The sequence below is a fragment of the Dyadobacter sp. HNCC25DJ184 genome (assembly GCF_056895215.1).
This window is the reverse complement of sequence record NZ_JBXHAQ010000012.1, coordinates 206,301-232,802: the sequence shown is the minus strand read 5'-3', so window position 1 is coordinate 232,802 and position 26,502 is coordinate 206,301. Positions and strand designations below refer to the sequence as shown.

Here is a 26,502-nt window from a genome sequence, read left to right as displayed (position 1 = left end):
TTTTCGGACTGATCCGGGAACGCGCGAAATTTTGAGCTGTTCTTTTCAACAAAAAAAATCCCACAAGTTCTCACTTGCAGGATTTTACTAATTTTTGTGATCCCGTTTGGATTCGAACCAAAGACCTACTGCTTAGAAGGCAGTTGCTCTATCCAACTGAGCTACGGGACCCTTACATGGTAAAAGGCAGTGAGCAGTTACAGCGAAAATTGTGCTGAGTACAACTTACTGCCTTTTCAATCTTTTTTGAGATCCAGAATTAGGATTCTGAACCAACTTTTTGTCGGGGAGACAGGATTCGAACGGCAGCGGCCGACCGTCTGCTACCCTCTGGTCCCAAACCAGATGCGCTACCGGGCTGCGCCACTCCCCGCGACAATTTATTTTTACTCTTTTCTGCTCCTAAACCAACTTTTTGTCGGGGAGACAGGATTCGAACCTGCGACCCTCTGGTCCCAAACCAGATGCGCTACCGGGCTGCGCCACTCCCCGCGACAATTTATTTTTACTCTTTTCTGTTCCTAAACCAACTTTTTGTCGGTGAGACGGGATTCGAACGGCAGCGGCCGACCGTCTGCGACCCTCTGGTCCCAAACCAGATGCGCTACCGGGCTGCGCCACTCCCCGAACTTATGCCAAATATGTCATCTAAAAACTTCAAATATGGCTAAGCCGAAAGAACTATGTAGAGGAAGCGGGATTCGAACCCGCGGTACCCTTGCGAGTACGGCAGTTTAGCAAACTACTGGTTTCAGCCACTCACCCATCCCTCCTTCTTTCGTTCTGGGTTGCAAATATAGCGGGTTGTAAATCAGAAAACCAAGCGATATTCAAAAAAAAACTCCATCAGAATCTCTAAATCCCTATTTTTGGGCTGTCTAATTTAGTAAAGTGTTCATTATGAACTGGAATTATCCTTTAGGAGCCACAGAATATTTTTTCATACTTTTTTTTATTGCAGCATATGTGGCCTATCTCATACGAACAATCAGGGTGGCACGTCAGCTTAATACCAGAACACGTGTGTTAATCATTAAAGTGGTTCTTCGTACCGTTGCCTTCTCACTGCTGATCGTAAGTTTACTTGGGCCGTCGTTTGGTGAGGCTGAAAAACAAATAGAAGCGCAGGGGAAGGATATATATATGGTCGTAGATCTTTCAGCGTCCATGAACGCGGGAGATGTTATGCCCTCGCGATTGGAAAAAGTGAAGTTTGAATTGAACCGCATTTTGGAAGATCAGACGGGGAACCGAATGGGAATAATTGTTTTTGCCAACGACGCTTTTGTTCAAGTCCCGCTTACTTATGACAGGGATGCGCTAAAACAGTTTGTGCAATCGTTGCAAACGGATCTAATGCCCGCGTCGGGAACAAATTTATGCACGGCTGCTGATCTGGCTTTTGATAAACTGGTTCGTACTCAGGCACCGGACGAGCGTTCTAAAATGATCATCATTTTCACCGACGGAGAAAATAAAGAGAATTGTGACAATCGCCTTTTTAATAATTTACGCCGATATGGAATCGGAATTTATGTGGTTGGAGTTGGCACGAAATCCGGAGCTAGTATTAAGGATAAAAACGAAATCCTGCGCGATGAGAAGGGGAATGTAGTGGTAACTCGCCTGGACGAGGAACTGCTTTCCGGCTTTGTATCCTATTCCAAAGGCATATATTATCAGCTTAACAACCAAAAAAATGAAATGAACCGGTTGTTGAGTGATGTCAGAAATGCGCGCAGCTCCGTCATTAACGCGCGTACCATGATGGTAGACAGTGATAAATATTATTATTTCCTGGGTGCGGCACTTTTATTGATTGCGATGGACGTGTTAATTACAATCGGAACTTTCAGGTTATAAATATCTATTGCTATTTTTACAGCGCAAAGTTGACAATATCTGATGACGGCACTTTTTCTATATATCATGTTATGGCTTTGGGATAATCGCACCTTTGATGCGATTTCAAAGACTAACGAGAGAAAAATACTGGCTGAAAACGCATATAATAGTAAGAGATACGACGAGGCTGTGATTCTTTATCATAAGATTACATATGGCACCATGTTTTCAGACCCCGCAGCGAGGCTCAATCTTGCACATTCTTATTATCACCTCGGAAAGTTTGCCGAGGCCAAGCGAAACTATGATCTGCTGACAAAAGTAAATGACCGTGCAATCGCATCTGTGGCGCTAAGTCAGGTAGGGCTTATTCAAGTGGCGGAAATGGATACTGCAGCTGCGTTGGGATCTCTCATTGAATCATTGCGACTGGAATCGGATAATAAACTGGCAAGAGAAAACTATATTTTTTTAAAATCACATTTTTCGGGAATTGAACGGCAGAATCCGGAAAACCGGTCTTCGGAAAAAAGAAATCAAGAATTAAAAGAAGAACAAGCCACTCCCAAAGTATCTCAGCAGGAGGTTTTGGCCGATAAGAAGAAGGAGGATTTTCTAAATTCCCTGAAAAAAATGAATATGACCGAAGAGCAGGCACGGGCCGTGCTTGACGCCATGAAAACAAGTGAATCTCAATATATTTATCAGCTACGTAGAAAACAGTATGCTTCTCAAAAGCAGACAGATAAAAAGGTAGAATGGTAATTAACTTTAATCGATGAAAAGTATATCACAAACCAATTTTCAATTTCCGGGACAAACTGCGTTCTACAAGGGAAAGGTGAGAGACGTCTATTCCTTTGAAAACAAGCTTGTAATGGTTGCGACCGACCGTATCTCGGCCTTTGACGTCATTCTACCCCGTGCCATTCCATTTAAAGGTCAGGTACTGAACCAGATAGCGTCTCATTTTTTGAATTCTACCAGAGATATTGTTCCAAATTGGCTGGAAGAAGTGCCGGATCCGAATGTGAGTATTGGTTTAAAATGTGATGCATTTCCGGTTGAAATGGTAGTGAGAGGATATCTGGCAGGACATGCCTGGCGTGAATATTCAGCTGGTCGCAGGTTGCTTTGCGGCGTGGCGTTGCCGGAGGGACTGAAGGAAAACGACAAGCTTCCGGAGCCCATTATTACGCCGACGACGAAGGCTCATGAGGGGCATGATGAGGATATTTCGAGAGAACAAATCATTTCGTCAGGACTTGTGTCCGAGGAAGACTATACCCACCTGGAACGCTATGCTTTGGCACTTTTTGGTCGTGGTACCGAAATCGCTGCGGATCAGGGGTTGATTTTGGTAGATACAAAATATGAGTTTGGCAAATTGAAAGACGTCATCTACCTGATAGACGAAATTCATACGCCAGATTCTTCAAGGTATTTCTATAAAGATATATATGCTGATAATCAGCGGGATGGTAGGGCTCAAAAGCAACTTTCAAAAGAATTTGTCAGAGAATGGCTTATCCAGAATGGCTTTCAAGGCAAGGAAGGGCAATCAATCCCCGAAATGACGGACGACAAAATCGCCGAAATTTCAGAAAGGTATATCGAGCTTTTCGAAAAAGTAACAGGAAACAAATTCCAGAAAGGCCACCAGGAAGACCCGTTGGCTAGAATAGAAAAAGCAATTCTGAGAGCGGTTAGCAACTAGGTATCAGCTCTTAGTTCGTGTGCAGGCTTAACACCTAACATGTATGCGATACTCGCTAACCCCTAATAGCTAACAGCTAAAAGCTAAAGAACATGGAATATAAAATTGAAAGAAAAGAACAATACGCATTTATAGATCTGGAAGAGTCGGCGTTTTCAGGTGAAATTTCGGCCGAGTTTGAGCAGGTTGCACGTACTTTATTCAGAGAAGATTACCACAGCCTGATTGTTAATATGCAGGTTACTAAATCGGTAGACGCAGCAGGGATTACGGTGCTCAAAAAAGTTAACCGCTTATGCGCCAATGATCTTGGCCTGCTTGTGCTGGTAAGTCGCGACGATGATTTTATTGATATGATTGAAGCATTGCGAATTCCTGATCTAAGTATATTGCCCACAAAAGAAGAAGCAATCGATGCCGTATTCATGCACAACCTTGAAAACGAATTCGGCGCGGGAGATGACGATTATGACGATGAAGACTACGAAGGAGTAAGCGAAACTTCGGAATAGAAATATATTGACATAAATTTTACAGCCAGTAAGATGCCTCATGCAGGTTCTTTCTGGCTGTGTTCGTTTACGAAAATCCTGGCGGTGTCACCCCTTCGGGGTTTTGTGAATATGGGTGATTTGTCGTTTTCTATAATCGTGTCAGCCTTTCAGGCTTTTGATGCATAACGGGTGCCAGATTTTATCGGTTCTAATTTTGCAACAATCCCGAAGGGATATCATCATTAATTTTGTTTTCTATAATCGAGTCAGCCTTTCAGGCTTTTTATTCAATGCGGTTGGCAGATTTATCGGTTCTGATTTTGTAAAAATCCCGAAGGGATGTAACTATTATAGGAAGGAATGACAACGACAGCAAATAAATCCCGAAGGGATGATATCATTAATTTTGTTTTTTATAACCTTGACAGGCTTTTGATTCAATTCGGTTGGCAGATTTATCGGGTTTTATTTTTCAACAATCCCGAAGGGATGTAACTATTATAGGAAGTAATGACAACGACAGCAAATAAATCCCGAAGGGATGACATCATTATAACTGTTAATAGCCGAGCACCCCGGCAGAAAATGTCGGCGCTTTTATCGTTTACAATACTACGTTGCCCGATACCGAACTAATAACTAACCTCTAATAGCTGGCATCGCCCTATACGGTTGAATATACTTCCCAGAAAATGGTGGACTATGTACAGTGAAATTCACATATACGTCGGATTTATCGCAAAAAAAGCCATCTGTGCTTGGGCGGCATAGGTTTTTAATATCAGGGATCAATAACGAAATTTTGAAACCAACATTAAAAATCAAAATACCATGGAAACGAACAGCAAATTGGCAGAAGTATTAAACGATCTGATAAAAATAAATAATGACAGGATTGATGGCTATGAAAAAGCGATCGAAACTGTAGAAGGAATCGATGTCGACCTAAAAGGAATATTTCATTCAATGGCGAGCGAGAGCCGTGAAAACGTGGCCGAATTAACGCGGGAGGTTTTGGCTTTGGGCGAGGAAGTTGCAACTGGAACAACTGGTTCAGGGAAAATTTACCGGGTATGGATGGATATCAAAGCGACCTTCACCGGAAAAGACCGTGAGTCAGCACTCGAAAGTTGCGAATATGGTGAGGATGCCGCCCAAGAAGCATATGAAGATGCGTTAGCGTCTGATGCGGACCTTTCGGTAGAAATTCGCCAGTTGATCACAGATCAAAAAGCGTCACTTAAAAACTCGCATGATGCGATTAAAAAGTACCGTGACATGCAGAAAGCGGTTTCGCATTGATTATAAAATAATGAAGAATTTAGTGGAAAGCACCTCTTACCGGGGTGCTTTTTTTATTGGGTTTCGACATGAAATCAGTGCAGATTTCGATCTGAATGTCTTATATTGGATTATCAAAATGACATGTCGAAACGAAAATTGTTGCATTGTTAGCAATATTTTCAGAAAAATTGTAATAATAATATCAACTTCGCCCCATTGTAGAAAATTTTGCCATTTCGCTATTTCGCCAAATATTTTTTATGGTTAAATTGCGTGACTTTGCCCTATTCTATGGAAAGGCAAGGATTAACGAGCGTTTTAAATTGCTTATTTATATAAATTCTATATACGAATTTGTTAATTACTCTACAATCTTCGATATATGTCGCAAATGTCTGAACCAATGGTAGAAAATCAAGGGCTATACCGTCCTGAATTTGAGCACGATGCATGTGGGATAGGTTTCCGTGCAAACATTAAGGGTCGCAAGTCACATCAAATTGTGGCCGATGCTATTCATATGTTAGAACGTATGGAACATAGGGGGGCTACCGGTTTTGATCCGAATACGGGAGATGGTGCAGGTATTCTGATCCAGATTCCGCATGAGTTTTTTGTAGATGAGTGTTTGAAACTAGGGTTTCAATTGCCTCCAGCCGGTGAATATGGAGTCGGGATGGTTTTCTTCCCAATGGATGAGAAAGTGAGAGAGGAGAGCAAGGATATCCTTAACCGTAAGGCCAAAAAATTAGGTCTTCAAATATTGGGGTATCGTAAAGTTCCTACGTTAAACAGCACGTTGGGAGAAGGATCTCTTTCTGTTGAGCCATATGTTGAGCAGGTATTTATTAAACGTCCGGACGATATCACTGAAGACACCGCGTTCGAGCGTAAGTTGTTTATCCTTCGTCAGGTTTCGGCCCGTATCATAGCAGACACTGTTAAAGGTGTAAAAGGTACTTTTTATTACTCTTCGATGTCGTGTCGCACGATATCATATAAAGGCCAGCTGACTACTGCTCAGCTGAAATATTATTTCCCGGATTTAGAAAATGAATCGGTTGTGTCTGCTCTCGCGGTGGTTCACTCCCGTTTCTCAACCAATACTTTCCCGTCATGGGAGCTAGCTCAGCCTTTCAGATATATCGCTCACAATGGTGAGATCAATACCGTGAAAGGAAACGTAAACTGGATCAGAGCCGGAGAAAAAACGTTCTCATCTGACAAGTTTTCAAAAGAGGAAATGGATATGATTCTGCCAATTTGTGACAGAAACCAGTCTGACTCCGCAAACCTTGACAACGCAATTGAAATGTTGCATTTGTCAGGACGTTCACTGCCGCACGTGATGATGATGCTGATCCCCGAAGCATGGGATGGCAACGAGCAGATGGATGCAGAACGTAAAGCTTTCTACGAATACCACGCTGCCATTATGGAGCCGTGGGACGGTCCTGCATCTATCTCATTTACAGATGGAAAAATGGTAGGAGCGACCCTTGACCGTAACGGTCTTCGCCCTTCAAGATATTGGGTATTGGATGATGATACCATTATTATGGCATCTGAGGCTGGTGTGCTGGAAGTGGATCAGGCTAAAATTGTTACAAAAGGACGTTTGCAGCCAGGTCGTATGTTCGTTGTGGACATGGAACAAGGCCGCATTATTCCTGATGAAGAAATTAAGAATTCAGTTTGTTCGGCCCAACCATATCAACAATGGCTGGACGAAAATAAATTGCAGTTGGAAGAGTTGGATGCTCCGATTCGTACTTACCGTCCATATGAAGAAAATGCCTTGCTGAAACGTCAGGTAGCATTTGGATATAGCTCGGAAGACTTGCGTATGATCCTTGCTCCGATGGCTCAAACTGGCGCAGAAGCGATCGGATCGATGGGGACTGACGTTCCTTTGGCGATTCTTTCAGACCAAAGCCAGCATATGTCGAGTTACTTCAAGCAACTGTTTGCGCAAGTAACAAACCCGCCGATTGACTCGATTCGTGAGCGTGCGATCATGTCGCTGATTTCTTTTGTGGGATCGACTGAAAATATCTTGACAGAAACACCAGTTCATTGTCGCCAGATTGCCCTTCCGCATCCTGTGTTGACGGTTCATGAATTTGACAAACTTCGGTTTGTTGACAAAAGTGGTTTCCAGGCAAAAACGATCAATACATATTTCCGCGCCGATCAGGGTGGAAAAGCTTTGGAAAGAGCTTTGGAGCGCATATGTCGATATGCAGTTGATGCAATTGAGGACGGATTTGAAATCATCATTCTTTCTGATCGGGCCATCGACTCCGATCACGCACCGATTCCATCGCTTTTGGCAACCGCAACCATCCACCACCATTTGATCCGCGAAGGATTAAGAGGTCGTGTTGGACTACTTGTTGAAGCAGGTGATGTTTGGGAAACTCACCATTTTGCAACATTGATCGGATATGGGGCATCGGGCGTTTGTCCGTATATGGCTTTCGAAACCTTGAGTAATATGAATACCAAGGGCATGATCGAGCCGGGCTTCACGGACGAGAAATTGCATTACAACTATATCAAGGCAGTCAATAAGGAGCTTTTGAAGATATTCTCCAAAATGGGAATTTCAACGCTCCAGTCATATCAGGGTGCGCAGATTTTCGAGTGCGTTGGTTTGAATAAAGAAGTAGTTGACCGTTATTTCACAGGTACGATTTCACGTATCAGTGGTATGGGTATCGCGGAAATTGCGAGAGAAATTCTGGTTCGTCATAAAGTAGCTTACCACGAAACTCCTGATAAGCATCCAAGACTGGAAGTAGGGGGATATTACCAGTGGAAACAGCGTGGGGAATCACACATTTTCAATCCGCAGACGGTTCACTTGTTGCAACAGTCAACAAGAACGAACAGCTATGAGCAGTTTAAAAAATATTCGAAACTGATTGATGATCAGTCTCATAAGGCGTTAACATTGAGAGGCTTGCTTCGTTTCAAAAAGGGTACTCCCGTGCCACTTTCAGAAGTAGAACCTGTTGAAAGTATATTCAAAAGATTCGCAACGGGCGCGATGTCATTCGGCTCTATATCGTGGGAAGCGCATACTACGCTTGCCATCGCGATGAACCGTATCGGCGGAAAATCCAACTCTGGAGAAGGTGGTGAAGATGAACTTCGATATACCAAACTTCCGAACGGCGACAGCATGAATTCACAAATCAAGCAGGTTGCTTCAGGCCGTTTTGGTGTAACTAGCCATTACCTGAGCAATGCAGGCGAACTTCAAATTAAAACTGCTCAGGGTGCAAAACCAGGAGAGGGTGGACAGCTTCCGGGCTTCAAAGTGGACGACTGGATCGGACGCACGCGTCACTCAACTCCGGGTGTAGGTCTTATTTCGCCGCCGCCTCACCATGATATATATTCGATTGAGGATTTGGCGCAGTTGATATATGATTTGAAAAATGCCAACAGAGCTGCTCGTATCAGTGTTAAACTGGTATCAGAAGCAGGTGTGGGTACTGTAGCTTCCGGTGTCGCAAAAGCGCACGCTGACCATATCCTGATCTCAGGATATGATGGTGGTACAGGAGCATCGCCTTTGAGTTCGATTCGTCACGCTGGTTTACCATGGGAACTTGGGTTAGCTGAAACGCATCAGACTTTGGTAAGAAACAAACTTCGCGGCAGAGTTACAGTACAGGCTGACGGTCAGCTTCGTACAGGTCGTGATCTTGCGGTTGCTGCGTTGTTGGGTGCAGAAGAGTGGGGTGTGGCTACGGCAGCTTTGGTTGCAGCAGGTTGTATCATGATGCGTAAGTGTCACCTTAATACTTGCCCGGTTGGAGTTGCCACACAAAGAAAAGAATTGCGTGCGCTGTTCTCCGGAAAACCCGAACATGTGGTGAATATGTTTACGTTCATGGCTGAGGAACTTCGTGAGATCATGGCGCAACTTGGTTTCCGTACCGTAAATGAAATGGTAGGCCAGGCTCAATATCTTGAACTAAGAAATGATATCAAGCACTGGAAATATAAGAATCTGAATTTCGATTCGATCCTGTATAAAGAAGGTGATATTTCTGTCGCTCAATTCAAACAGGAGGAACAAGACCACGGCATCGACGGCGTAATTGACTGGGAATTGATCAAGAGTGCGGAAGCAGCTTTGGAGAACCAGGAAGAAGTGTATGGCGAGTTCCCGATCAATAACCTGAACAGGGCGACTGGCACGATGTTGTCGAACGAAATATCCAAGAAATATGGTGGCGCAGGATTGCCTACAGGTACAATTCATTATAAATTCCGCGGAACAGCCGGACAAAGTTTTGGAGCTTTCAACACAACAGGTCTTCGCCTGGAATTGGAAGGAGATGCCAATGACTACTTCGGAAAAGGACTTTGCGGAGCTGAACTGATCGTATATCCTGACCGCGATTCCAAGTTCAAACCGGAAGAAAACATCATTATTGGCAACGTGGCATTCTACGGAGCAACCTCTGGCGACGCGTATATCAGAGGTACTGCCGGTGAACGTTTCTGCGTTCGTAACTCCGGAGCGCGGGTGGTTGTTGAAGGTGTCGGAGACCACGGGTTGGAGTATATGACTGGCGGTCTGGCTGTTATCCTTGGTGAAACGGGCCGTAACTTTGCGGCTGGTATGTCGGGTGGTGTGGCTTATGTATTGAATAAGTCGGGCAATTTTGAGGAAAAAGTAAACAAGGAAATGGTTACCCTCGAAGCACTCGACGAGCAGGATCAGGCTATTTTGAGAGAATACCTTGACAAGCATTTCCAATATACTACCAGTAATGTCGCTTTCCAGCTGATTCAGGATTGGGAAGAGTCTGTGAAGCAGTTTGTTAAAGTAATGCCTGGTGACTTCAAGAAAGCTTTGGATAGCAGGGGTGTGACGCTTGCACAGCAGATTGCCGATAAAAATGTTGTTTATCAGGACATTGTCGTAGATGTTGAACATCTGTAAGACAAACCAATAAGCAAGTTTTTTATTTTTTTGAACGATTTTAATTAGTAAGTATATAATGGGAAAACCAACCGGATTTTTAGAGTTTGAAAGGGAATTGCCAAAAAAACGACCAGTTGCCGAACGTCTTAAAGATTACCAGGAAATAGAAGCTGCGCCAACCGATGCAACCTCGAAACAACAGGCTGCCAGGTGTATGGACTGCGGTATACCGTTTTGCCACAATGGCTGCCCACTTGGAAACATCATTCCTGAATTCAACGATGCTGTATATGACAGCAACTGGGGACTGGCATATGAAATCCTGACTTCAACTAATAATTTTCCAGAGTTCACCGGGCGTATCTGTCCGGCTCCGTGTGAGGCTTCATGCGTACTTGGAATCAATAAACCAGCCGTTGCGATTGAGTTTATTGAAAAGTCAATTATTGAAAAGGCATTTGAACTGGGTCTTGTAAAACCTAAGTTTCCTAAACATAAAACGGGTAAAAAAATCGCGGTTGTTGGTTCTGGCCCTGCCGGATTAGCCGCTGCGAATCAGTTGAATCAAGCCGGTCACGATGTTGTTTTGATCGAACGTGCTGACAAAATTGGTGGTTTGCTGCGTTATGGTATTCCTGATTTCAAGCTTGACAAGAGAGTGATCGATCGTCGTCTGGAAGTGATGCAGGAAGAAGGCGTTGAGTTCCGCACCAACGTAAATGTGGGTGTAGATATCAAGGCTGATGATCTGTTGAACGAGTTTGACGCCGTTGTTCTGACAATGGGCTCAACTGTTCCCCGTGACGTTAAAATAGAAGGAAGACATTTGAAGGGCGTTCACTTTGCTATGGAGTTCCTAAGTCAGCAGAATAAACGAGTGGCTGGTATTGAGCCAGTTGTGGATCACAAGGGTGCTGCTTATACCAATGGACAAATACTGGCGACTGACAAGCACGTAGTGGTGATCGGTGGTGGAGATACTGGATCTGACTGTGTTGGAACTTCCGGAAGGCATGGTGCAAAATCAATCACTCAGATTGAATTGATGCCGATTCCTCCAAAAGACCGTGATACGAGCACACCTTGGCCAAACTGGCCGATGATGTTGCGCACGTCGACTTCGCACGAGGAAGGCTGCGACAGGCATTGGTCGATCAATACGAAAGAATTTGTTGGTGACGAAGAAGGAAACCTTAAGTTCTTGAAAATTGTGGATCTGGACTGGCAGAAAGATGCGGAAACAGGAAGAATGCAGATGAAAGAAGTGGCGGGAAGTGAGCGTAAAATTCCTTGTGAATTGGCGTTCCTTGCGGCCGGTTTCCTTCACCCACAGCAGGAAGGTATATTGAATGACCTTGGACTAGAATACGACGAAAGAGGTAATATCAAAACCAACGGATATCAGTCTACTACCAACGAAAAAGTATTTGCAGCCGGTGACTGCCGTCGTGGACAATCATTGGTTGTCTGGGCGATCAGCGAAGGCAGGGAAGCTGCTCGCGCAGTAGATGAATACCTGATGGGAGAGTCGTTCCTGGAAGCGAAAGCTGTATCGATGTTGAGTCCGCAATTTGCAAACGCATAAAATGATATTGTCAGGTCTTGTAAGAATGGTCGCTGAACCATTCTCATAAGGAAGAGAATAATGTGTTCAGAAAACGATAATCTCTCTGATATAAAATTTCATAAAAAAGCTACCTAATGGTGGCTTTTTTACGTTAGAGATTTATATGCCGCGGCAAAACATATTGATGGCTCTATACGTATCTTTGGACAAGATTTAAAATTTCTTTCCGCTCATAATGAGTAAATATTTTCTGAATGTTTTTGCATTATTCTCCCTTCTGGCTTAAAGCGTTTTATCCAAAATTTTTGTGGCATATGCCGACGAAAGAAAAGGTTTTGTACCTCACTTTTGACGACGGCCCCATTCCGGATGTGACTGAGTTTGTGCTGGAAACCCTTGATAAATGGAACGCAAAAGCCACTTTTTTTTGCATTGGAGACAACGTGCGCAAGCACCCTGATATTTTTGCCAAGGTAGCATCGTCAGCACATTCTATCGGCAATCATACCTTTAATCATATGAACGGCTGGAAGTCTGACACTAATGAGTATATATCAAATATGCTCAAATGTAAAGATCAGCTTGCGATGCAAACGGATTTGTTCAGACCCCCATATGGCCGCATTCAAAAAAAGCAGGCCAGATTACTTCCTGAAAACACAAAAGTGGTGATGTGGGATGTGTTAAGCGGAGACTTCTCCGCAACAATTTCACCGGACCAGTGCCTTCGGAAATCCATTCAACACAGCCGGCCAGGGTCCATCGTTCTTTTTCACGACAGCATCAAAGCATCGCGGAATATGGAGTATACCCTGCCGCTATTTTTGGAGCATTTTACGAAGGAGGGATATGCTTTTGAGGCAATTCCTATGAAATGAGGAAATTCAAGTCGGGCATAGCTTGTGATTTCGAAGTGTTACGCAAAGCTAAAAACGATGAAAATGCGAAGACGGGAAAGTCATTGAATGAATCTTTGCAACCTTTGCCTAAACTTACCTTACTTTGCGTGAAACAAAAACAACGATGCGCACGAACGAATGCCTCTCCCAAATCAATCTCCCAAAATAAGTATCCTTATAGCCGCAAGAAATGAGGAAGAGAATATAGGGCGCTGCCTTGATTCCGTGGATCAACTTCATTTTCCCAAACACGATTTAGAGGTATTAGTCGGCGACGATGGTTCGACCGATGCAACGGCGATGATTGTCAGCCAGTTCATTCACGATAGGCCAGAATTCAAGTATATTCTTATCGATAAGCAAATAGCAGACTTGCGCGGTAAGGCCAATGTTTTAGCACAGCTAGCCCAGGCTGCGGAAGGGGAATATTACTTTTTTTGTGACGCAGATATTGCTGTAAATACTGAATGGCTGAATGCCATGCTTGCTGAATTTTCGGAAAAAACCGGGGTTGTCGTTGGCGTAACCAGAATGAATAAGGATACTATTTTTGCCAATTTCTTATCATTGGAATGGATGCAGGCGATGTTGGTCACCCGCTTTTTTTCTTTGCTGAGAATTCCGATAACTGGTTTGGGAAACAATATGGCAGTTTCCCGCAAAGCATATCAGGCAGTTGGAGGATATGAAAAACTTGGATTTTCGGTCGTTGAAGATTATACTCTTTTCATGGCCATTGTGAAGAAAGGCTTTGAGTTTAAAATGTGTTATAAAACAGAAGTCCTCTCACAGTCGGAACCGCTCGATTCATTATCAGGCTGGCTAGCGCAACGAACCAGATGGATGCAGGGCGTAATGCTTTCGACCTGGACTACCCAGGCAGTACTTATTCTAACAGCGCTTCTAGCGCCATTATTACTTTTATTAGCTATATGGCAGCCCGTACTGGCATTCTGGCTGTTTCTGGGAAATTATTTATTTGTAACGCTGTTAACCATTATTTCAGTGGTAATTTTGCGGCAGAATGACTTGTGGAAATCGGTTCCGCTGTTTTGGTTTTACCTTTCCTGCAGTACAACTTTGATGCTTTTTAATTACTTCAAGTCAGGTAAAGTGAGTTGGAAGGGGAGGGAATATTGAGTTACTTATTATAGAATAAGATTTTGGATATGATAGAAACGCATGCACATATATATAGCGACGAATTCGCCGACGATCGTTCAGGAATGTTATCCAGAGCCTGGGATGCAGGGATAGCGCAGATTTGGATGCCCAATTGCGATCACACAACAATCGAAGGAATGATGGTACTGGCAGAAACATATCCTGATCGGTGTTTGCCGATGATCGGTTTGCATCCATGTTACGTGAAGGAAGATTTCGAAAAGGAACTTGCCATTGTGGAAGATTATCTTTCCAAATATCCTTTCCTGGCAATCGGCGAGATTGGTATGGACTTGTTCTGGGATAAAACCTTTCGTGCGCAACAGGAGGTTGCTTTTTTGCACCAGTGTGAGTTGGCAATAAAACATGATCTTTGGATTGATATACATAGTCGAAATGCTTTTTGGGAGACTGTAGCATTGATTGAACAATTTGGTAACGAGCGTTTAACCGGCATATTCCATTGTTTTACAGGGAATCTGGAGGAAGCTCAAAAGGCGATTGAGTTGGGGTTTAAAATTGGAGTTGGAGGGGTTGTTACTTTCAAAAATGGCGGTTTGGATAAAGTGCTGCCTTATATAGATCTCGATCATGTAGTACTCGAAACGGATGCGCCTTACCTGGCGCCTGTTCCGTACCGGGGCAAAAGAAACGAGCCGGCTTATCTCCAGCTCATAGCTCAAAGAGTGGGCGATTTAAAAGAGGTTTCCAAAGAGGTTGTAATTGAATTAACGACTCAAACTGCATTATCGCTTTCCAAAAATTACTCAATAAATGGCATATCAAAGAATTGAAATCATGCCCGTTTCGCCTCAGCCGGGTCGTGGGTCGGTTTTGGTGATATATACGGGAGGTACACTCGGGATGGTATATGACGTAAAAGGTCGTCAGCTGGTGCCGTTCAACTTTGACCAGGTGGTGGAGCGTGTGCCCGAAATGCAGCGTCTTGATTTTGCCGTAACTTTTTTGTCTCTCGAAAAACCGATTGATTCCTCCAATATGTCGCCGGCGATATGGATCGAACTGGCGACTATCATTGAGACTGAATACGAACATTTCGACAGTTTTGTGATTTTGCACGGAACAGACACGATGGCCTATACTGCGTCAGCGCTTAGCTATTTATTGGAGGGGCTGAACAAATCTGTGATCCTCACAGGAGCTCAATTGCCGATAGGTGTGGCTCGATCGGATGCTCGTGAAAACTTCCTGACAGCTTTGGAAATAGCAACCGCAAAAGCTCAAAATGGTAATCCGATTGTGTCGGAAGTATGTATATTTTTTAATTCAAGATTGCTTCGGGGTAATAGGGCAAAAAAGCAGGAAAGCTCTGATTTTGATGCTTTTCATTCGGAAAACTATCCACTACTGGCAAATGCCGGAGTTAGGATTGAATTTTATTATCCATTTTTGAAGCCGTACAATCCTGCAGAAAAACTAAATGTTGAAAAGCATCTGAATACGGAAGTGGCTTTCCTGAAGGTCTTTCCGGGTATAACTTATGAAGTTGTGAATGCCGTTTTTAATATCCCGAACTTAAAAGGAGTGGTTTTAGAAACCTACGGCGCGGGTAATGCGACTACCGACGAATGGTTTCTGAACGCTGTTAAAGAAGCCATTGATCGTGAGTTGATTATATATAACGTTTCGCAATGCGATGGCGGCCGGGTCAATCAGGGGCAGTATGAAACAAGCCGGTTTTTGGGGCAGGTTGGTGTGGTGAGCGGCTCGGATATCACCATTGAGGCTGCGATAACAAAGCTGATGTATGTGTTGGAAAAGGAATCAGATTACAATACCCGTCGCAAATTACTAGCCACGCCGCTCAGAGGAGAAATGAGTGTGGAGTAAATTCCCGCTCAGGACTTGCCAGGTTTTCAGAGCCAGTTAAGTCTAATAGGAAGATCCCCAGTTACTTTGAATTTTTGAAATCCTTCGGAGATACCCCGTATTTCGTCTTGAAAACAGTCGAGAAATAGCTCTGGGAGCCAAAACCGGCCTCTTCGGCAACTTCTGCTATCGACACATCAGGGTTGGTAAGCATGCTGCACGCCTTTTCCAGCCTGATCGCCAGTATTAAATCGTTTACGCTACTTCCGGACAAGGCTTTGGTTTTTCGGTAAAGTTGAACGCGCGAAAGCCCTAGTTCTTTTCCTATATATTCCACACTCAAATTTGCATCCGCCATATTTTGCTGAATAACAGCCCTTAAATCATTCAGGAACTTTTTGTCTAACCGGGAATGAGTATTTCCCGATTCTGTAATATTCTGGCCGAAACCAGAAGAAGCCAGGATTTTCCGGTTAGCCAATAAACTTTTGATACTTTCAAGCAAAAATTGGGTACTGAAAGGCTTCGTGATATACATATCTGCCCCCGTTTGCATGCCTTCTATTTGTTGCTCTGTACTTCTTTTTGCAGTTAAAAGTATAATGGGGATATGCGATGTACGCATATCTGATTTTAAAGTCGTAGCCAATTTCAAACCATCCATTTCCGGGAGCATCACATCGGAAATAACCAAATCGGGAACAAAATCAAAACAGTTTTCCAGCCCGGTTTTTCCGTTTGTCGCGGTTACGACATGAAACTGAGTTTGCAAAAGGTTTTGTAGAAACGGCAACAAATCTTCGTTGTCTTCAACAACCACGACGGTCGGGGCGTCTGCGTCCAGTGCGACCGACTGATCATTGGATGCCTCCGATATCGTCTGCTTAAATCTTGAACCTGTAAGATGCTGAGTTTCGGAGCTAATGTCCTCCGGTCGAAGATGAGCGTTTCCGAGTGGCAAGGTAACAATAAATAGTGCCCCTTCACCCTTTTTGCTTTCGGCTTCAATGGTTCCCTGATGCAGTTCCACAAATTCCCGCGAAAGCGGCAGGCCCAACCCAGTACCTTTTACACTATTTCTGCCCTGATAAAACATTTCAAAAGCACTCGCAAGGTCAGTTTCTGACATTCCGGTACCATTATCCTGCACTTTGATCACTACCGATTCAGCCGTTTGTTCAAGATAAATGTAAATCCTGCCCCGGTCTTCAGTAAACTTAAATGCATTGGAAAGCAGATTAAATAATACTTTGTCTATCATATCCGTGTCAAACCAGACATTCAATTCATGGACTTTGGATATCAACCTGAAATCGATCTTTCGTTTTTTAGCAACGTATTCGAACGGAGCCATCAGATCATTAATGAAAGGCACAATGTCATTTTGCTGTGCGTGCAAGGTGATTTTTCCACTTTCAATTTTTCTGAAATCCATTAGTTGATTTACCAGCCAAAGTAATCTTTGCGCATTTTTTTGAATAAGGGCAAGGTGTTTTTTGGCAAAGTGATTATCATTTTTCCCTCTCAATAATTCTTCAAGTGGTCCAAGGATAAGCGTTAATGGAGTACGGAATTCATGCGAGATATTGGTAAAAAACCTGAATTTGGATTCAGTCGCCTCTTTCGCTTTTTCGGCAATATCCTGAATTCTATTGCGCTGAATCAATATCTCTTCATTTTTGGCCTTGAGTTCCTTATTTATTCTTTTATTTTCATACAGCGAATACAATACCACTGAGCCTAATATGATCGCGAGAAGGAACAGCGCCGTCATGACATACAGGAGTCCTTTCTGAGTTTTGTAAATTTCAAGTTGCTCGTCAATTCGTTGCTGCTGGCGTTCGATATCATTTTGGTGTTGAATAATCTTATCGGTTTGCATCCTGATCATGCGCACATTTGAAGAGTCGATGATGGCTGTCTGGAGTAAATTTTCTTTTTGAAACGGCTGTTTTTTAAGAATATTCAGGGCCACTCGAATAGCTTCCTCACCACCGGTGGGATATAGCGCCGTTGCGGTAATTTTCCGGTCATATACCATTTGAATATCGCCAAACTCACCCGGAAGGCCATCAACGCCAATGACTTTGATGTTTTTGTCAGGAAAAGTGGCTGCGCATACCTCGCTGGCTCCCAGCGCCATTACTTCATTTTGAGCGAAAACCAGACTCAGATCCGGGTGATTAGGTAATATCTTTGCCAGCTCTTTTTTTGCAATCGGTTTTTCCCATTGTCCATTCAATGTAGCAATAAGCTGGATATCCGGATGAGACGCGAGTGCATCCCTTAAGCCCTTCGTTCGATCGGAGGCCGGTGAGGATTTTGGTAATCCGGTTATTTCAATAATCTTGCCTTTTCCCTTAAGAATTGAGGCAATATACTGACCTGCCGTTTTCCCGACTTCATAATTATCGCCACCAACATAGGCTGTAAAGTAAGGCGAAGAAGTTCTACGATCTACCACCACAACGGGAATGCCGTTTTTATATGCTTCTTCAACGATGGGAGTGAGCGGCTCCGCCTCGTTCGGTGATACGATCAAAAGATTGATACCACTTTTCAGAAGCTCATGGATTTGGGCCACCTGGGTTTGGCTATTCGCATTCGCGTCTTTGAAAATCAGTTGCGTGTTGGGAGAAAACGCCAGTTCCCGCTTCATGCCATCAAGCATTGCTTTTCTCCATTCGTCGTCGCCTGTACATTGCGAAAAACCGATGACGTATTTTTCATCGGTTTTTACATCGCATCCCCAGCAGAGGGATACTAAAAATATCAGGACTAAACGAAACCTCATGGCGGCAAGTTCCTTTACTTATAATTCGTTTTTTTAGTAAATCAAACGCAGAGTTAGGGGTGTTAAACGCTGAGTTTCGCAGTGAAATCTTACCTGTCGCCTGTGTCTCGAAAGGATCTTCTTCAAAACACTCAAAGTTCCGTGTGAACAAGGCAAACGGTCGTAGAAAAACTCAGCGTAACCCCCACGATCCACTCAACTTAACTTAGCGTCTCAATCTTGATAGTGAGGATCCGGGCCACTATTGGATAAAAACGCTGCATAACTCCGCGACCCACTCCCACAACTCAGCGTTTCAACCCAAAGCGATCATCTACATCGACGGCTTCAACTTCGCATATTTCAAACTTTCTATTGATATCCCCGACGCCGACTTAATATACAATTTCGACATCTCTTTTTCCGGGAAAAATATATCGGTCATCACAGTCAACCCGCCGTCGGCAAAAAGCTCTACTGAGGCTACATCCGCCAGTAATGTGATCGACATAGCTTTGTTTTGAGATAATCTCGGAGCGATATGCTTTTCTGCAAAACCTTTTTCAAAATCCGTTTTACCAGATTTTGTCCGGTCGATATAATAATTGTTGCTAGCCTTGTCATACCCAATCACCATCTCATTGCCAGCGTCATTTGCCAGCACAATCGAGAAATCGCCGGCAACAGGAGCCGTAAAGTCAAGCCTGAAAAGTCCGGTTTTATTGTCGGCTTTTGAAGTTAAATCAAGAGAGCCGTTTACTTTGGTATTGTTTACCGAAAAACCGGTTTGCTGATACGCTGCCAATTCTTTCACAGGAACAGACGTCAGGTAAAGTTCTTTTCCAACCGCGGCCAGTCCCAATTCACGGGCTATTGTATTGGCACTTCGCCACGGATCGGTCGGCACCACGTTGGCATATTGCCAGTTGCTCATCCAACCCATCAATACGGTGCGATTTCCAGTGTTTGAGAAAGTAACTGCGGCATAATTGTCCGTTCCGAAATCCAGCCATTTGGTTTCTTTTGAATAAGCCGTAAAGACTTTCCCATCAAAATCACCCAAAAAATATTGTCCTGCCGAACCCAAATTTGGCCCACCCGGATTGATATTGACTATCAAAACCCAAACTTGCTTCCCGTTGTGCATGATCGGAAACAAATCCGGGCATTCCCATACACCACCGTGGCCACCTGCGTCGTGTCCAAACTCACTTTCACGAGTCCAGTCTTTCAGGTTTGGCGAAGAAAAAAATGTGATACGGTCAGTAGTAGCCAGTGTCAAGATCCACTTTTTGGCAGGTTCGTACCAACGCACTTTCGGATCTCGAAAATCGTTAATTCCCGGGTTTTTGATTACTGGATTTCCTGCATATTTGGTCCACGTTTTGCCTTCATCCAAACTATATGCAATGCTCTGCGTTTCGTGCGTACCGGTTTTCTTTTTTTCTAAAACAGGATCATGACTGGTAAAAATGGCCACCAGAGGCGTCTTTCCATCTTTTCCAAAGCCGGATGTATTTTTTGAATCCACGACTGCGCTTCCTGAAAAGATATATCCCAGACTATCAGGATAAAGCGCTATCGTCTGTTCCGTCCAGGCAACCATATCCTTACTCGTAGCATGACCCCAGTGCATGGGTCCCCAAACTTTGTCGTTGGGATAATATTGATAAAACAAATGATAGGTGCCATTGTGAAAAACCATACCGTTCGGATCGTTCATCCAATTGGCTTTCGGCGTAAAATGGAATTGCGGGCGGTATTTCTCTTTGCCCGTCTGAGCAATTGATTGTGAGGCAAATAGCCCAAGCAAAAGCAGCGCGCTGAGATATATTCTGTTCATATTTAGTTAGTTATCAACGATTAGCCCTTAGGCAATCGGGTTTGTGTTTAATTGAATTTTGACCCGTCAAATCAAAACGTAAATCAAAGTTTGTCATTCGTTCTTCGAACTCCTTTTAATATGCTGATTATAGCTTAGTTATTCTCTGCGAAAATCAATTCACATTGTAAACTTCACAAAAATTATTCATAAAGTGCGATTCTATTTTTATTAGCAAAAACAAAATCGAAAAATTGACGACACCCGCATCCTTCCAATCTCAATGCAGTGTGTCGTCATAAGTTGACTATCAGAAGCCGGGATTTTGTTGATAAAGTCCTTTGGTAAAACTGATTTCGCGCTGCGGGATGGGTAGGTATTCATCTCTTCCGGCCGTGAATTTGGCGGTTGCTAAAAACGGTCGTCTTACTTTCTCGACATCCAGATATCCGTTCAAAGTTTTTTCGGCAATACCCCAGCGCACGAGGTCAAAGAACCGCGGACTTTCCGTAGCGAACTCCAGTCGTCTTTCCCAACGCAACGCCTGACGGGCATATTCCTGCGTCCAGCCAGTGGCTGAATACTCTTTGATATTGTACTTGGATGCAAACGTACCATCTGCTTTTTTCAATCTACCCGTACTTGCCGCCGCCCTTTTCCTGATTTGATTGATCAGCGGAAGCGCCTGAGCTTGTTGGCCCAATTCGATGTAAGCTTCGGCTTGCATAAGCAGCACGTCGTCGTAACGAATGATATCGATGTTTTTGGACGAACCGATAAATGGGCCTTCTTTATGATAAGACGCGCTTGTAGCCAATTGCTGCTCTTTCATCGTATGGAAATAGCCGTAAACTCCCGGATCGCGCACCCAACTGTTGCTGAAAGGTAAGGCGTTATTGTATTTGTAGGGATGCCCGTCTATACCAATGGTGTGATCGACACGCGGGTCAACCGTATTGGCATTGAAATCTACATTGGCGTCATTGAATGTTTCGAAAAGTGGCAGACCGTTCCCATCCGTTTTGTATGCATTTGCAAGATTTTGACTAGGCTGGTGAAACCCGCAGCATCCATATTGTGGCGCGCCATGGGGATAGTTCAGACCTGTTACATAGCTCAGGCGTCCGGCGGCAGTTCCGTCATTGATCGAATACTGGATTGCAAAAATGGACTCCGGTCCGTTTTCATTTTCTGCAATAAAGTTTTCACCAAAATCGGGTTGAAGCGCATATTTACCTGAACTGATAACAGCTTGCGTTAGATCAACAACCTCCTGCAGACGGGTTTTGTTGATATTCGTCACTTTGTGGGTATCGTCCTGTTCATATGCCTGAAAAAGCCTCAGTTTTGCAAGATAGGCTGATGCCGAAATCTTGTTTGCCCGACCGATCTGACTTTGCGATACCGGCAGGTTGGCGATGGCAAACTCGAAATCTTCGCCGATTTTACTCCATAGCTCGTCATTTTTGTATTTGACATTCGACTCTTTTAATATGTCGTCGCTTGACATATTTTCGTCGATATATGGAATGTTCTTGAACAACATTTTCAACATAAAATGGGAATGTCCCCGAAGAAAACGCATCTCGGCAGTACGTGTTTGCTTTAACGGAAACTCGGCGTCTGTCACTGAGTTCAGGCTTTTCAGTGCTGCATTAGCTCTGGAAATTGCTTTGTAAAAATTCTCCCAGGTATATGGATGCATCCATCCCTGCTGTGGGCGGGTGAGATTGTAGTGCTCGTAAAAGTCTATATCAGAAACATCACCAACACCTCCGCCACCTTTATAGGCGTCGTCCGAGCGAACGGATCCGTAAACCCACATGCTGGTCATGGGTCCAATCATTTCATCATTACCTATTCCTGCGTAGGCAGCATTTGCCAAAGCCTCGATGCTGGAAGCGGATTTTACATCATCCGAAGACAAAAGACCTTGTGGTTGGTAGTCTAAAAAATCTTTGCAGGAAGTGGTGATCAATAGGCCACCTGCGATCAGCAAACTATATTTTAATATGTTATTTTTCATTTGGATCTGACTTTAAAATTAGAATGAAACATTAATTCCGGCTGTAAACGAGCGCGGAACGGGGATGGCATTGATATCCACGCGCTCAGGATCGGGACCTTCAAACTGCCTAGACTTGATCAGGAAAAGGTTGTCGATCATGACATACATGCGGAATCTTTCCAGACCAATTTTCTTTACGAAATCGCCGTTCAAACTATATCCCAGCTGAATGTTTCTCAGCTTGAAGTAAGAGGTATTCAGGTTGAAGTAATCGGAATTACGGGTTTCGCCATTCACGTCAGATAATGACAGTGCTGGGATATTAGAGCCGGTATTATTAATTGACCATGCATTGAACACTCCCGGTCCGACATTGTCTCTACCTCTAATGAAATTGTTATAAAAAGTATATGCATCAAAACCTGTTCTGCCAGCAATACCGGAACCGAAAATTGACAAATCAAAATTCTTGTAACCCGCGTCAATTCTCACATTATACTCGAATGACGGAAGTGATGTGCCATAGAAAAGCTGGTCCAGATCGTTGATTACATTATCTCCGTTGGTGTCGACATATCGAATCCTGCCGGGTCCGGCGCCCACCTGCGCAGGAGCAGCATCCACTTCAGCCTGGCTTTGGAACAATCCATCCGTCTTGTATCCAAATAAATCAAATTGGGAATGTCCTAAAATTGTATGGTCCACATTTCCAGGATATGCCGATCTTACTTCTTCCGGGAGGACGGTGATCTTGTCTCTGAATCGGCTGATTCCGGTCATGACGCTATATGTAAAATCGCCGATCGGTTTGGAGTAATATCCTAATGAAAACTCAAATCCATGGTTGGTTTTTGTAGCTCCGTTCACCACTTTCAACTGTCCTTCGCCAACTGCCGACGCAATTGGCGGCGTGATCAGGATATCACTTGTCTTTCTGGTAAAATAGTCAAATGAACCCTGTATACTTCCATCCAAAAAGGCGAAATCAACTCCGGTATTCAGCTCGTCTGTCGTCTCCCATTTCAGGTTAGGATTTTGCCCCTGAACGGAAACAAAACCTGATGGAAGAATTCCGGTGTTGGCTCCGTTCAGATCATATGCCGTTCCGATATTATAGTATTGATCGAAAAATGAATTGTGCCCGTTCGGGTATTGTGAAGCTCTTGCGCCATATCGCGTGTCATAGAGACCGAAGCGAGCAAGATCTCCAATTTCCTGGTTACCAACCCGTCCTACTCCCACACGAAGTTTCAGATTGCTGACGACTTTCGAATCTTTCAGGAAATTTTCACGATCCAATCTCCATCCCACGGAAGCGGCAGGGAAAATACCAAAACGGTTTTCACTACCAAATCGGGAAGATCCATCGCGGCGGAGCGTCACAGCGGCAAGGTATTTATCGGAAAAACCGTAATCAACTCTTGCGAATTGAGACAAAAGACGGCTGCCTGTACCGGTTCCTATGACGTTGGCATTACCGGTTCCCGCGTTCAAAACAAAGTAGTCTTCCGTTTGAACTGCAAATCCCTCTTTGCGATCGGTCTGATAGTTGATATCGTTTCTAATGGCTTCAACCCCCACAAGGAATTTGAAATGGTTATCACCTTTATCGAGATTGTATCTTGCGGTATTTGACCAGGTTACGCTCAGGAATCTGTTTTGATCAATGGTCAGACTATTGCTGGTTCTGCCAAAAGAACCTTCCTCAAATGATTGCTCGATGTTTTTAGAATAGTAATCCGCGTCGTCAACTCCAATATTGGACTTCAGAAACAGATTTTTAATCGGTTCGAATTCTACAAACACGTTTCCAAAAACGGAATATCTTTTGGTGCGATCCCACTTGTTGATGTCCTGCATATGGAGCGGATTGTTCCGGTCAGAATACCCAGACCCAATGGCACCGCCGTAAGTCCCGTCTTTCGCATATACCGGGATAGTCGGCGCGAGCGTAACGGCCAAACCAGGGGTAGCTGCACCTCCAATATCGGTAGAAGAAAGCGTTTCTTTGGAAGAAGAAACCTGCATATTTGCACCAATTCTAAGTCGATTATTGAAAGTACTGGTCATTCCGTTGATACGGCCTGTTAGCCTGCTGTAATTGGTATACCGCAACATTCCGTTGTTGTGATAATAGCCCAGACTTATTTCCAATGATGAGTTTTTATTTCCGGCGGTAATCGCAAGTTCGTTGTTAGTTACGACTCCTGTTTTGTACATCGTTTTTTGCCAGTCCGTATCTCCGGCTGGCATATTCGGGTTTCCTCCCACCAACGGTTTTACCGCAACACTATTCAGTTTTGGATTACTGAAATCCTTATTCCAGTCGAAGGTATAAATCTCGCCGTAACCATCTTCTGGATTAACGCCGTCGTTGACAGAGGCTTGCCATAATGCCCTTCCCCGATCGACCGAGTTGAGCATTTTAAAGCGCTGGTATTTTTCAGTCTGTGCAGAAATGCTGCTGTTAAAATTAATGGAAACCTTGCCATTGGCGTTGGCACCGTTTTTGGTCGTTACAATAATAACCCCGTTTGAAGCACGTGAACCATAAATTGAGGAAGCTGATGCATCTTTCAAAACCTGAATCGACTCAATCGACGCGGGGTTCAGGCTTTGCATGACTTCTGGTCTTTTCGTTGGCATACCATCGATAATATATAGCGGATCGGTATTTCCTAAGGTATTCGCACCGCGAATCAGAATTCTCGAGTTAGCACCGTTGGGTGAACCAGTTTTCTCAATATACAGGCCGGGCACACGTCCCTGCAGAGCCTGCATAGGATTTCCGGAGCTGATATTTTTGATAGGTGCCAGATCCACCACCGCAATTGCCCCTGTTAAATCCTGCTTTTTTGAAGAAGTATAACCAACCACAACTACCTCATTCAATATTTTGGAATCTACCGAAAGGATAACGTCGACAACGGATTTATTGGCAACTGCTATTTCCTTCGTTTCCATTCCGATATAAGAAAAAACCAATGTTGCAGTGGACGTAGTGGAAATGGAATAGTTTCCTGAAACGTCTGACACTGTGCCGTTTGGAGTTCCTTTTTCTAAAATGCTCACACCGGGTAGTGTCACTCCGTCGGTGCCTTTCACGACTCCTGAAACTGTTACTTTTGACTGCGCCCACGCCGTTTGAACGGCTGCGCAAAAGATGGTGAAGACCATCAATAGTAATTTTCTTTTCATTGAAAAATTTGATTAAAAATTAAACAAAATAGCGTCAGGCGATTCCGGTGCTGGTGCACTGTTTACGGATCAAGCCAGTGATATCGTCTTGCGTGTAAGTCGGTATGGCGCCTTGCTGACTGGCCACAAACGCACCAACAGCGCAAGCATATTCAAGAGCCTTTTCAACCGAGGTTCCGTTGAGTGTCTGGTTTAGATAAGTTGCTAAAAATGAGTCGCCGCTTCCAATCGTATCAGCTACATCCACTTTGAATCCTGGATGGGTGAAGTACCGGTTCTCTTCATTGAGGACAATTGCTCCGTCGGGCCCGCAGGTTACGATGATGGTATGCAGATCGAAGCTTTTTTTTAGATATGCCATCGCAGCAGATATATTCAGGTCTACAGAAAGCCATTCGCATACTTCCTTGATCTCATGCTCGTTCATTTTCACGATCCTGGCATATTTCATCAATTCCAGAACGCGCTCGGAAGTATAATGCGGAGGACGCAGGTTGATGTCAAAAACGGGAAGTTTGGCATCGGGAAGATAACGTAGCAGCGTAGTGTAAGTCGTGTCGTCACGACATGCAAGCGATCCATACACAAACAAAGCGCTTTCCTTTATCGAATTCAGTGCATTTTTATCGAACTGAATATAGTCCCAGGCTACCGGATGAAGGATTTTGTAAGTGACTTCGTTGCTATCCGAAATATTGGCTTTCGCAACCCCTGTCAAATGTGTTTCGCCAGTTTGTACCAGATCCAACGCAAGCCCCCTGTTCTCAAGGTAAACCAGCAATTCTTTCCCAAGATCATCGTTTCCGACGCGGCTGATAAATGCAGTATCTACTCCCTGATGATGCAGATGTGCGGCAACATTCATGGGGGCGCCGCCGGCCAGTTTGCTTGTTGGCAATACGTCCCACAAAATCTCTCCAAAAACGGTTATTTTCGGTGTCATATCAATAGTT

The 26,502-nt window shown here is 44.0% G+C and carries 16 protein-coding genes and 4 tRNA genes; 11 read left to right on the top strand and 9 right to left on the bottom strand.

Translation table 11 applies throughout. The annotated features are described in order from the left end of the window. Positions 1 to 97: 97 nt before the first annotated feature. The 4 genes from AC1XUD_RS18710 to AC1XUD_RS18695 form a co-directional block, all read right to left on the bottom strand. Positions 98 to 171 (bottom strand) — tRNA-Arg (locus AC1XUD_RS18710). Between the two features lie 112 nt (positions 172 to 283). Then, positions 284 to 373: transfer RNA gene (locus AC1XUD_RS18705), tRNA-Pro, on the bottom strand. A 45-nt stretch (positions 374 to 418) separates the two neighbouring features. After that, a tRNA-Pro gene (locus tag AC1XUD_RS18700) sits at positions 419 to 492 on the bottom strand. Between the two features lie 194 nt (positions 493 to 686). Next, a tRNA-Ser gene (locus tag AC1XUD_RS18695) sits at positions 687 to 773 on the bottom strand. A gap of 127 nt (positions 774 to 900) precedes the next feature. On the opposite strand from AC1XUD_RS18695, the gene AC1XUD_RS18690 reads away from it, so the two are divergent. The 11 genes from AC1XUD_RS18690 to AC1XUD_RS18640 all read left to right on the top strand — a co-directional run bounded on the left by AC1XUD_RS18690 (position 901) and on the right by AC1XUD_RS18640 (position 15,769). Further along, positions 901 to 1,863 (top strand): vWA domain-containing protein, encoded by a 963-nt coding sequence (locus AC1XUD_RS18690; RefSeq protein ID WP_483362565.1) that lies wholly within the window; start codon positions 901 to 903, stop codon positions 1,861 to 1,863. A 42-nt stretch (positions 1,864 to 1,905) separates the two neighbouring features. Next, positions 1,906 to 2,610, top strand: coding sequence for a hypothetical protein (locus AC1XUD_RS18685; RefSeq protein WP_483362564.1), 705 nt, complete (start codon positions 1,906 to 1,908; stop codon positions 2,608 to 2,610). A 13-nt stretch (positions 2,611 to 2,623) separates the two neighbouring features. After that, complete coding sequence (locus tag AC1XUD_RS18680; protein WP_483362563.1) at positions 2,624 to 3,562, top strand: phosphoribosylaminoimidazolesuccinocarboxamide synthase; 939 nt, start codon at positions 2,624 to 2,626, stop codon at positions 3,560 to 3,562. A gap of 92 nt (positions 3,563 to 3,654) precedes the next feature. Next, positions 3,655 to 4,074 (top strand): STAS domain-containing protein, encoded by a 420-nt coding sequence (locus AC1XUD_RS18675; RefSeq protein WP_483362562.1) that lies wholly within the window; start codon positions 3,655 to 3,657, stop codon positions 4,072 to 4,074. A gap of 813 nt (positions 4,075 to 4,887) precedes the next feature. Continuing rightward, complete coding sequence (locus AC1XUD_RS18670; protein ID WP_483362561.1) at positions 4,888 to 5,358, top strand: ferritin-like domain-containing protein; 471 nt, start codon at positions 4,888 to 4,890, stop codon at positions 5,356 to 5,358. A 364-nt stretch (positions 5,359 to 5,722) separates the two neighbouring features. Next, entirely contained in the window at positions 5,723 to 10,306 is a 4,584-nt protein-coding gene (gene gltB / locus AC1XUD_RS18665) for a glutamate synthase large subunit (RefSeq protein WP_483362560.1), read from the top strand. Between the two features lie 58 nt (positions 10,307 to 10,364). Next, a complete protein-coding gene (locus AC1XUD_RS18660; protein WP_483362559.1) occupies positions 10,365 to 11,873 on the top strand; it encodes a glutamate synthase subunit beta in 1,509 nt (502 codons plus the stop codon). A 236-nt stretch (positions 11,874 to 12,109) separates the two neighbouring features. Continuing rightward, positions 12,110 to 12,733, top strand: coding sequence for a polysaccharide deacetylase family protein (locus tag AC1XUD_RS18655; protein ID WP_483362558.1), 624 nt, complete (start codon positions 12,110 to 12,112; stop codon positions 12,731 to 12,733). 159 nt (positions 12,734 to 12,892) lie between these two features. After that, a complete protein-coding gene (locus AC1XUD_RS18650) occupies positions 12,893 to 13,894 on the top strand; it encodes a glycosyltransferase (protein WP_483362557.1) in 1,002 nt (333 codons plus the stop codon). 29 nt (positions 13,895 to 13,923) lie between these two features. Beyond that, entirely contained in the window at positions 13,924 to 14,712 is a 789-nt protein-coding gene (locus AC1XUD_RS18645; protein ID WP_483362556.1) for a TatD family hydrolase, read from the top strand. Then, complete coding sequence (locus AC1XUD_RS18640; RefSeq protein WP_483362555.1) at positions 14,693 to 15,769, top strand: asparaginase; 1,077 nt, start codon at positions 14,693 to 14,695, stop codon at positions 15,767 to 15,769. Before AC1XUD_RS18645 ends, AC1XUD_RS18640 begins: the two co-directional genes overlap by 20 nt. A gap of 61 nt (positions 15,770 to 15,830) precedes the next feature. Here the strand turns inward: AC1XUD_RS18640 and AC1XUD_RS18635 are convergent, their stop codons facing one another. The 5 genes from AC1XUD_RS18635 to AC1XUD_RS18615 form a co-directional block, all read right to left on the bottom strand. Further along, positions 15,831 to 18,542: a substrate-binding domain-containing protein gene (locus tag AC1XUD_RS18635; RefSeq protein ID WP_483362554.1), complete on the bottom strand. Its 2,712-nt coding sequence runs from the start codon at positions 18,540 to 18,542 to the stop codon at positions 15,831 to 15,833. A gap of 313 nt (positions 18,543 to 18,855) precedes the next feature. Beyond that, complete coding sequence (locus AC1XUD_RS18630) at positions 18,856 to 20,364, bottom strand: glycoside hydrolase family 32 protein (RefSeq protein WP_483362553.1); 1,509 nt, start codon at positions 20,362 to 20,364, stop codon at positions 18,856 to 18,858. A gap of 289 nt (positions 20,365 to 20,653) precedes the next feature. Beyond that, positions 20,654 to 22,369 carry a RagB/SusD family nutrient uptake outer membrane protein gene (locus tag AC1XUD_RS18625; protein ID WP_483362552.1) on the bottom strand — a complete coding sequence of 572 codons (1,716 nt, stop codon included), beginning with the start codon at positions 22,367 to 22,369 and terminating at the stop codon, positions 20,654 to 20,656. Between the two features lie 18 nt (positions 22,370 to 22,387). After that, the gene (locus AC1XUD_RS18620; RefSeq protein WP_483362551.1) at positions 22,388 to 25,549 is read right to left on the bottom strand and encodes a SusC/RagA family TonB-linked outer membrane protein; all 3,162 of its coding nucleotides are present in this window, start codon (positions 25,547 to 25,549) and stop codon (positions 22,388 to 22,390) included. A 34-nt stretch (positions 25,550 to 25,583) separates the two neighbouring features. Next, a complete protein-coding gene (locus tag AC1XUD_RS18615; RefSeq protein WP_483362550.1) occupies positions 25,584 to 26,492 on the bottom strand; it encodes a carbohydrate kinase family protein in 909 nt (302 codons plus the stop codon). Positions 26,493 to 26,502: the final 10 nt, after the last annotated feature.

Excerpts from the sequence above, each read along its gene's own strand:
- AC1XUD_RS18690 (WP_483362565.1), top strand. The coding sequence starts at position 901 with ATGAACTGGAATTATCCTTTAGGAGCCACAGAATATTTTTTCATACTT.
- AC1XUD_RS18685 (WP_483362564.1), top strand. The coding sequence starts at position 1,906 with ATGACGGCACTTTTTCTATATATCATGTTATGGCTTTGGGATAATCGC.
- AC1XUD_RS18680 (WP_483362563.1), top strand. The coding sequence starts at position 2,624 with ATGAAAAGTATATCACAAACCAATTTTCAATTTCCGGGACAAACTGCG.
- AC1XUD_RS18675 (WP_483362562.1), top strand. The coding sequence starts at position 3,655 with ATGGAATATAAAATTGAAAGAAAAGAACAATACGCATTTATAGATCTG.
- AC1XUD_RS18670 (WP_483362561.1), top strand. The coding sequence starts at position 4,888 with ATGGAAACGAACAGCAAATTGGCAGAAGTATTAAACGATCTGATAAAA.
- gltB (WP_483362560.1), top strand. The coding sequence starts at position 5,723 with ATGTCGCAAATGTCTGAACCAATGGTAGAAAATCAAGGGCTATACCGT.
- AC1XUD_RS18660 (WP_483362559.1), top strand. The coding sequence starts at position 10,365 with ATGGGAAAACCAACCGGATTTTTAGAGTTTGAAAGGGAATTGCCAAAA.
- AC1XUD_RS18655 (WP_483362558.1), top strand. The coding sequence starts at position 12,110 with ATGTTTTTGCATTATTCTCCCTTCTGGCTTAAAGCGTTTTATCCAAAA.
- AC1XUD_RS18650 (WP_483362557.1), top strand. The coding sequence starts at position 12,893 with ATGCCTCTCCCAAATCAATCTCCCAAAATAAGTATCCTTATAGCCGCA.
- AC1XUD_RS18645 (WP_483362556.1), top strand. The coding sequence starts at position 13,924 with ATGATAGAAACGCATGCACATATATATAGCGACGAATTCGCCGACGAT.
- AC1XUD_RS18640 (WP_483362555.1), top strand. The coding sequence starts at position 14,693 with ATGGCATATCAAAGAATTGAAATCATGCCCGTTTCGCCTCAGCCGGGT.
- AC1XUD_RS18635 (WP_483362554.1), bottom strand. The coding sequence starts at position 18,542 with ATGAGGTTTCGTTTAGTCCTGATATTTTTAGTATCCCTCTGCTGGGGA.
- AC1XUD_RS18630 (WP_483362553.1), bottom strand. The coding sequence starts at position 20,364 with ATGAACAGAATATATCTCAGCGCGCTGCTTTTGCTTGGGCTATTTGCC.
- AC1XUD_RS18625 (WP_483362552.1), bottom strand. The coding sequence starts at position 22,369 with ATGAAAAATAACATATTAAAATATAGTTTGCTGATCGCAGGTGGCCTA.
- AC1XUD_RS18620 (WP_483362551.1), bottom strand. The coding sequence starts at position 25,549 with ATGAAAAGAAAATTACTATTGATGGTCTTCACCATCTTTTGCGCAGCC.
- AC1XUD_RS18615 (WP_483362550.1), bottom strand. The coding sequence starts at position 26,492 with ATGACACCGAAAATAACCGTTTTTGGAGAGATTTTGTGGGACGTATTG.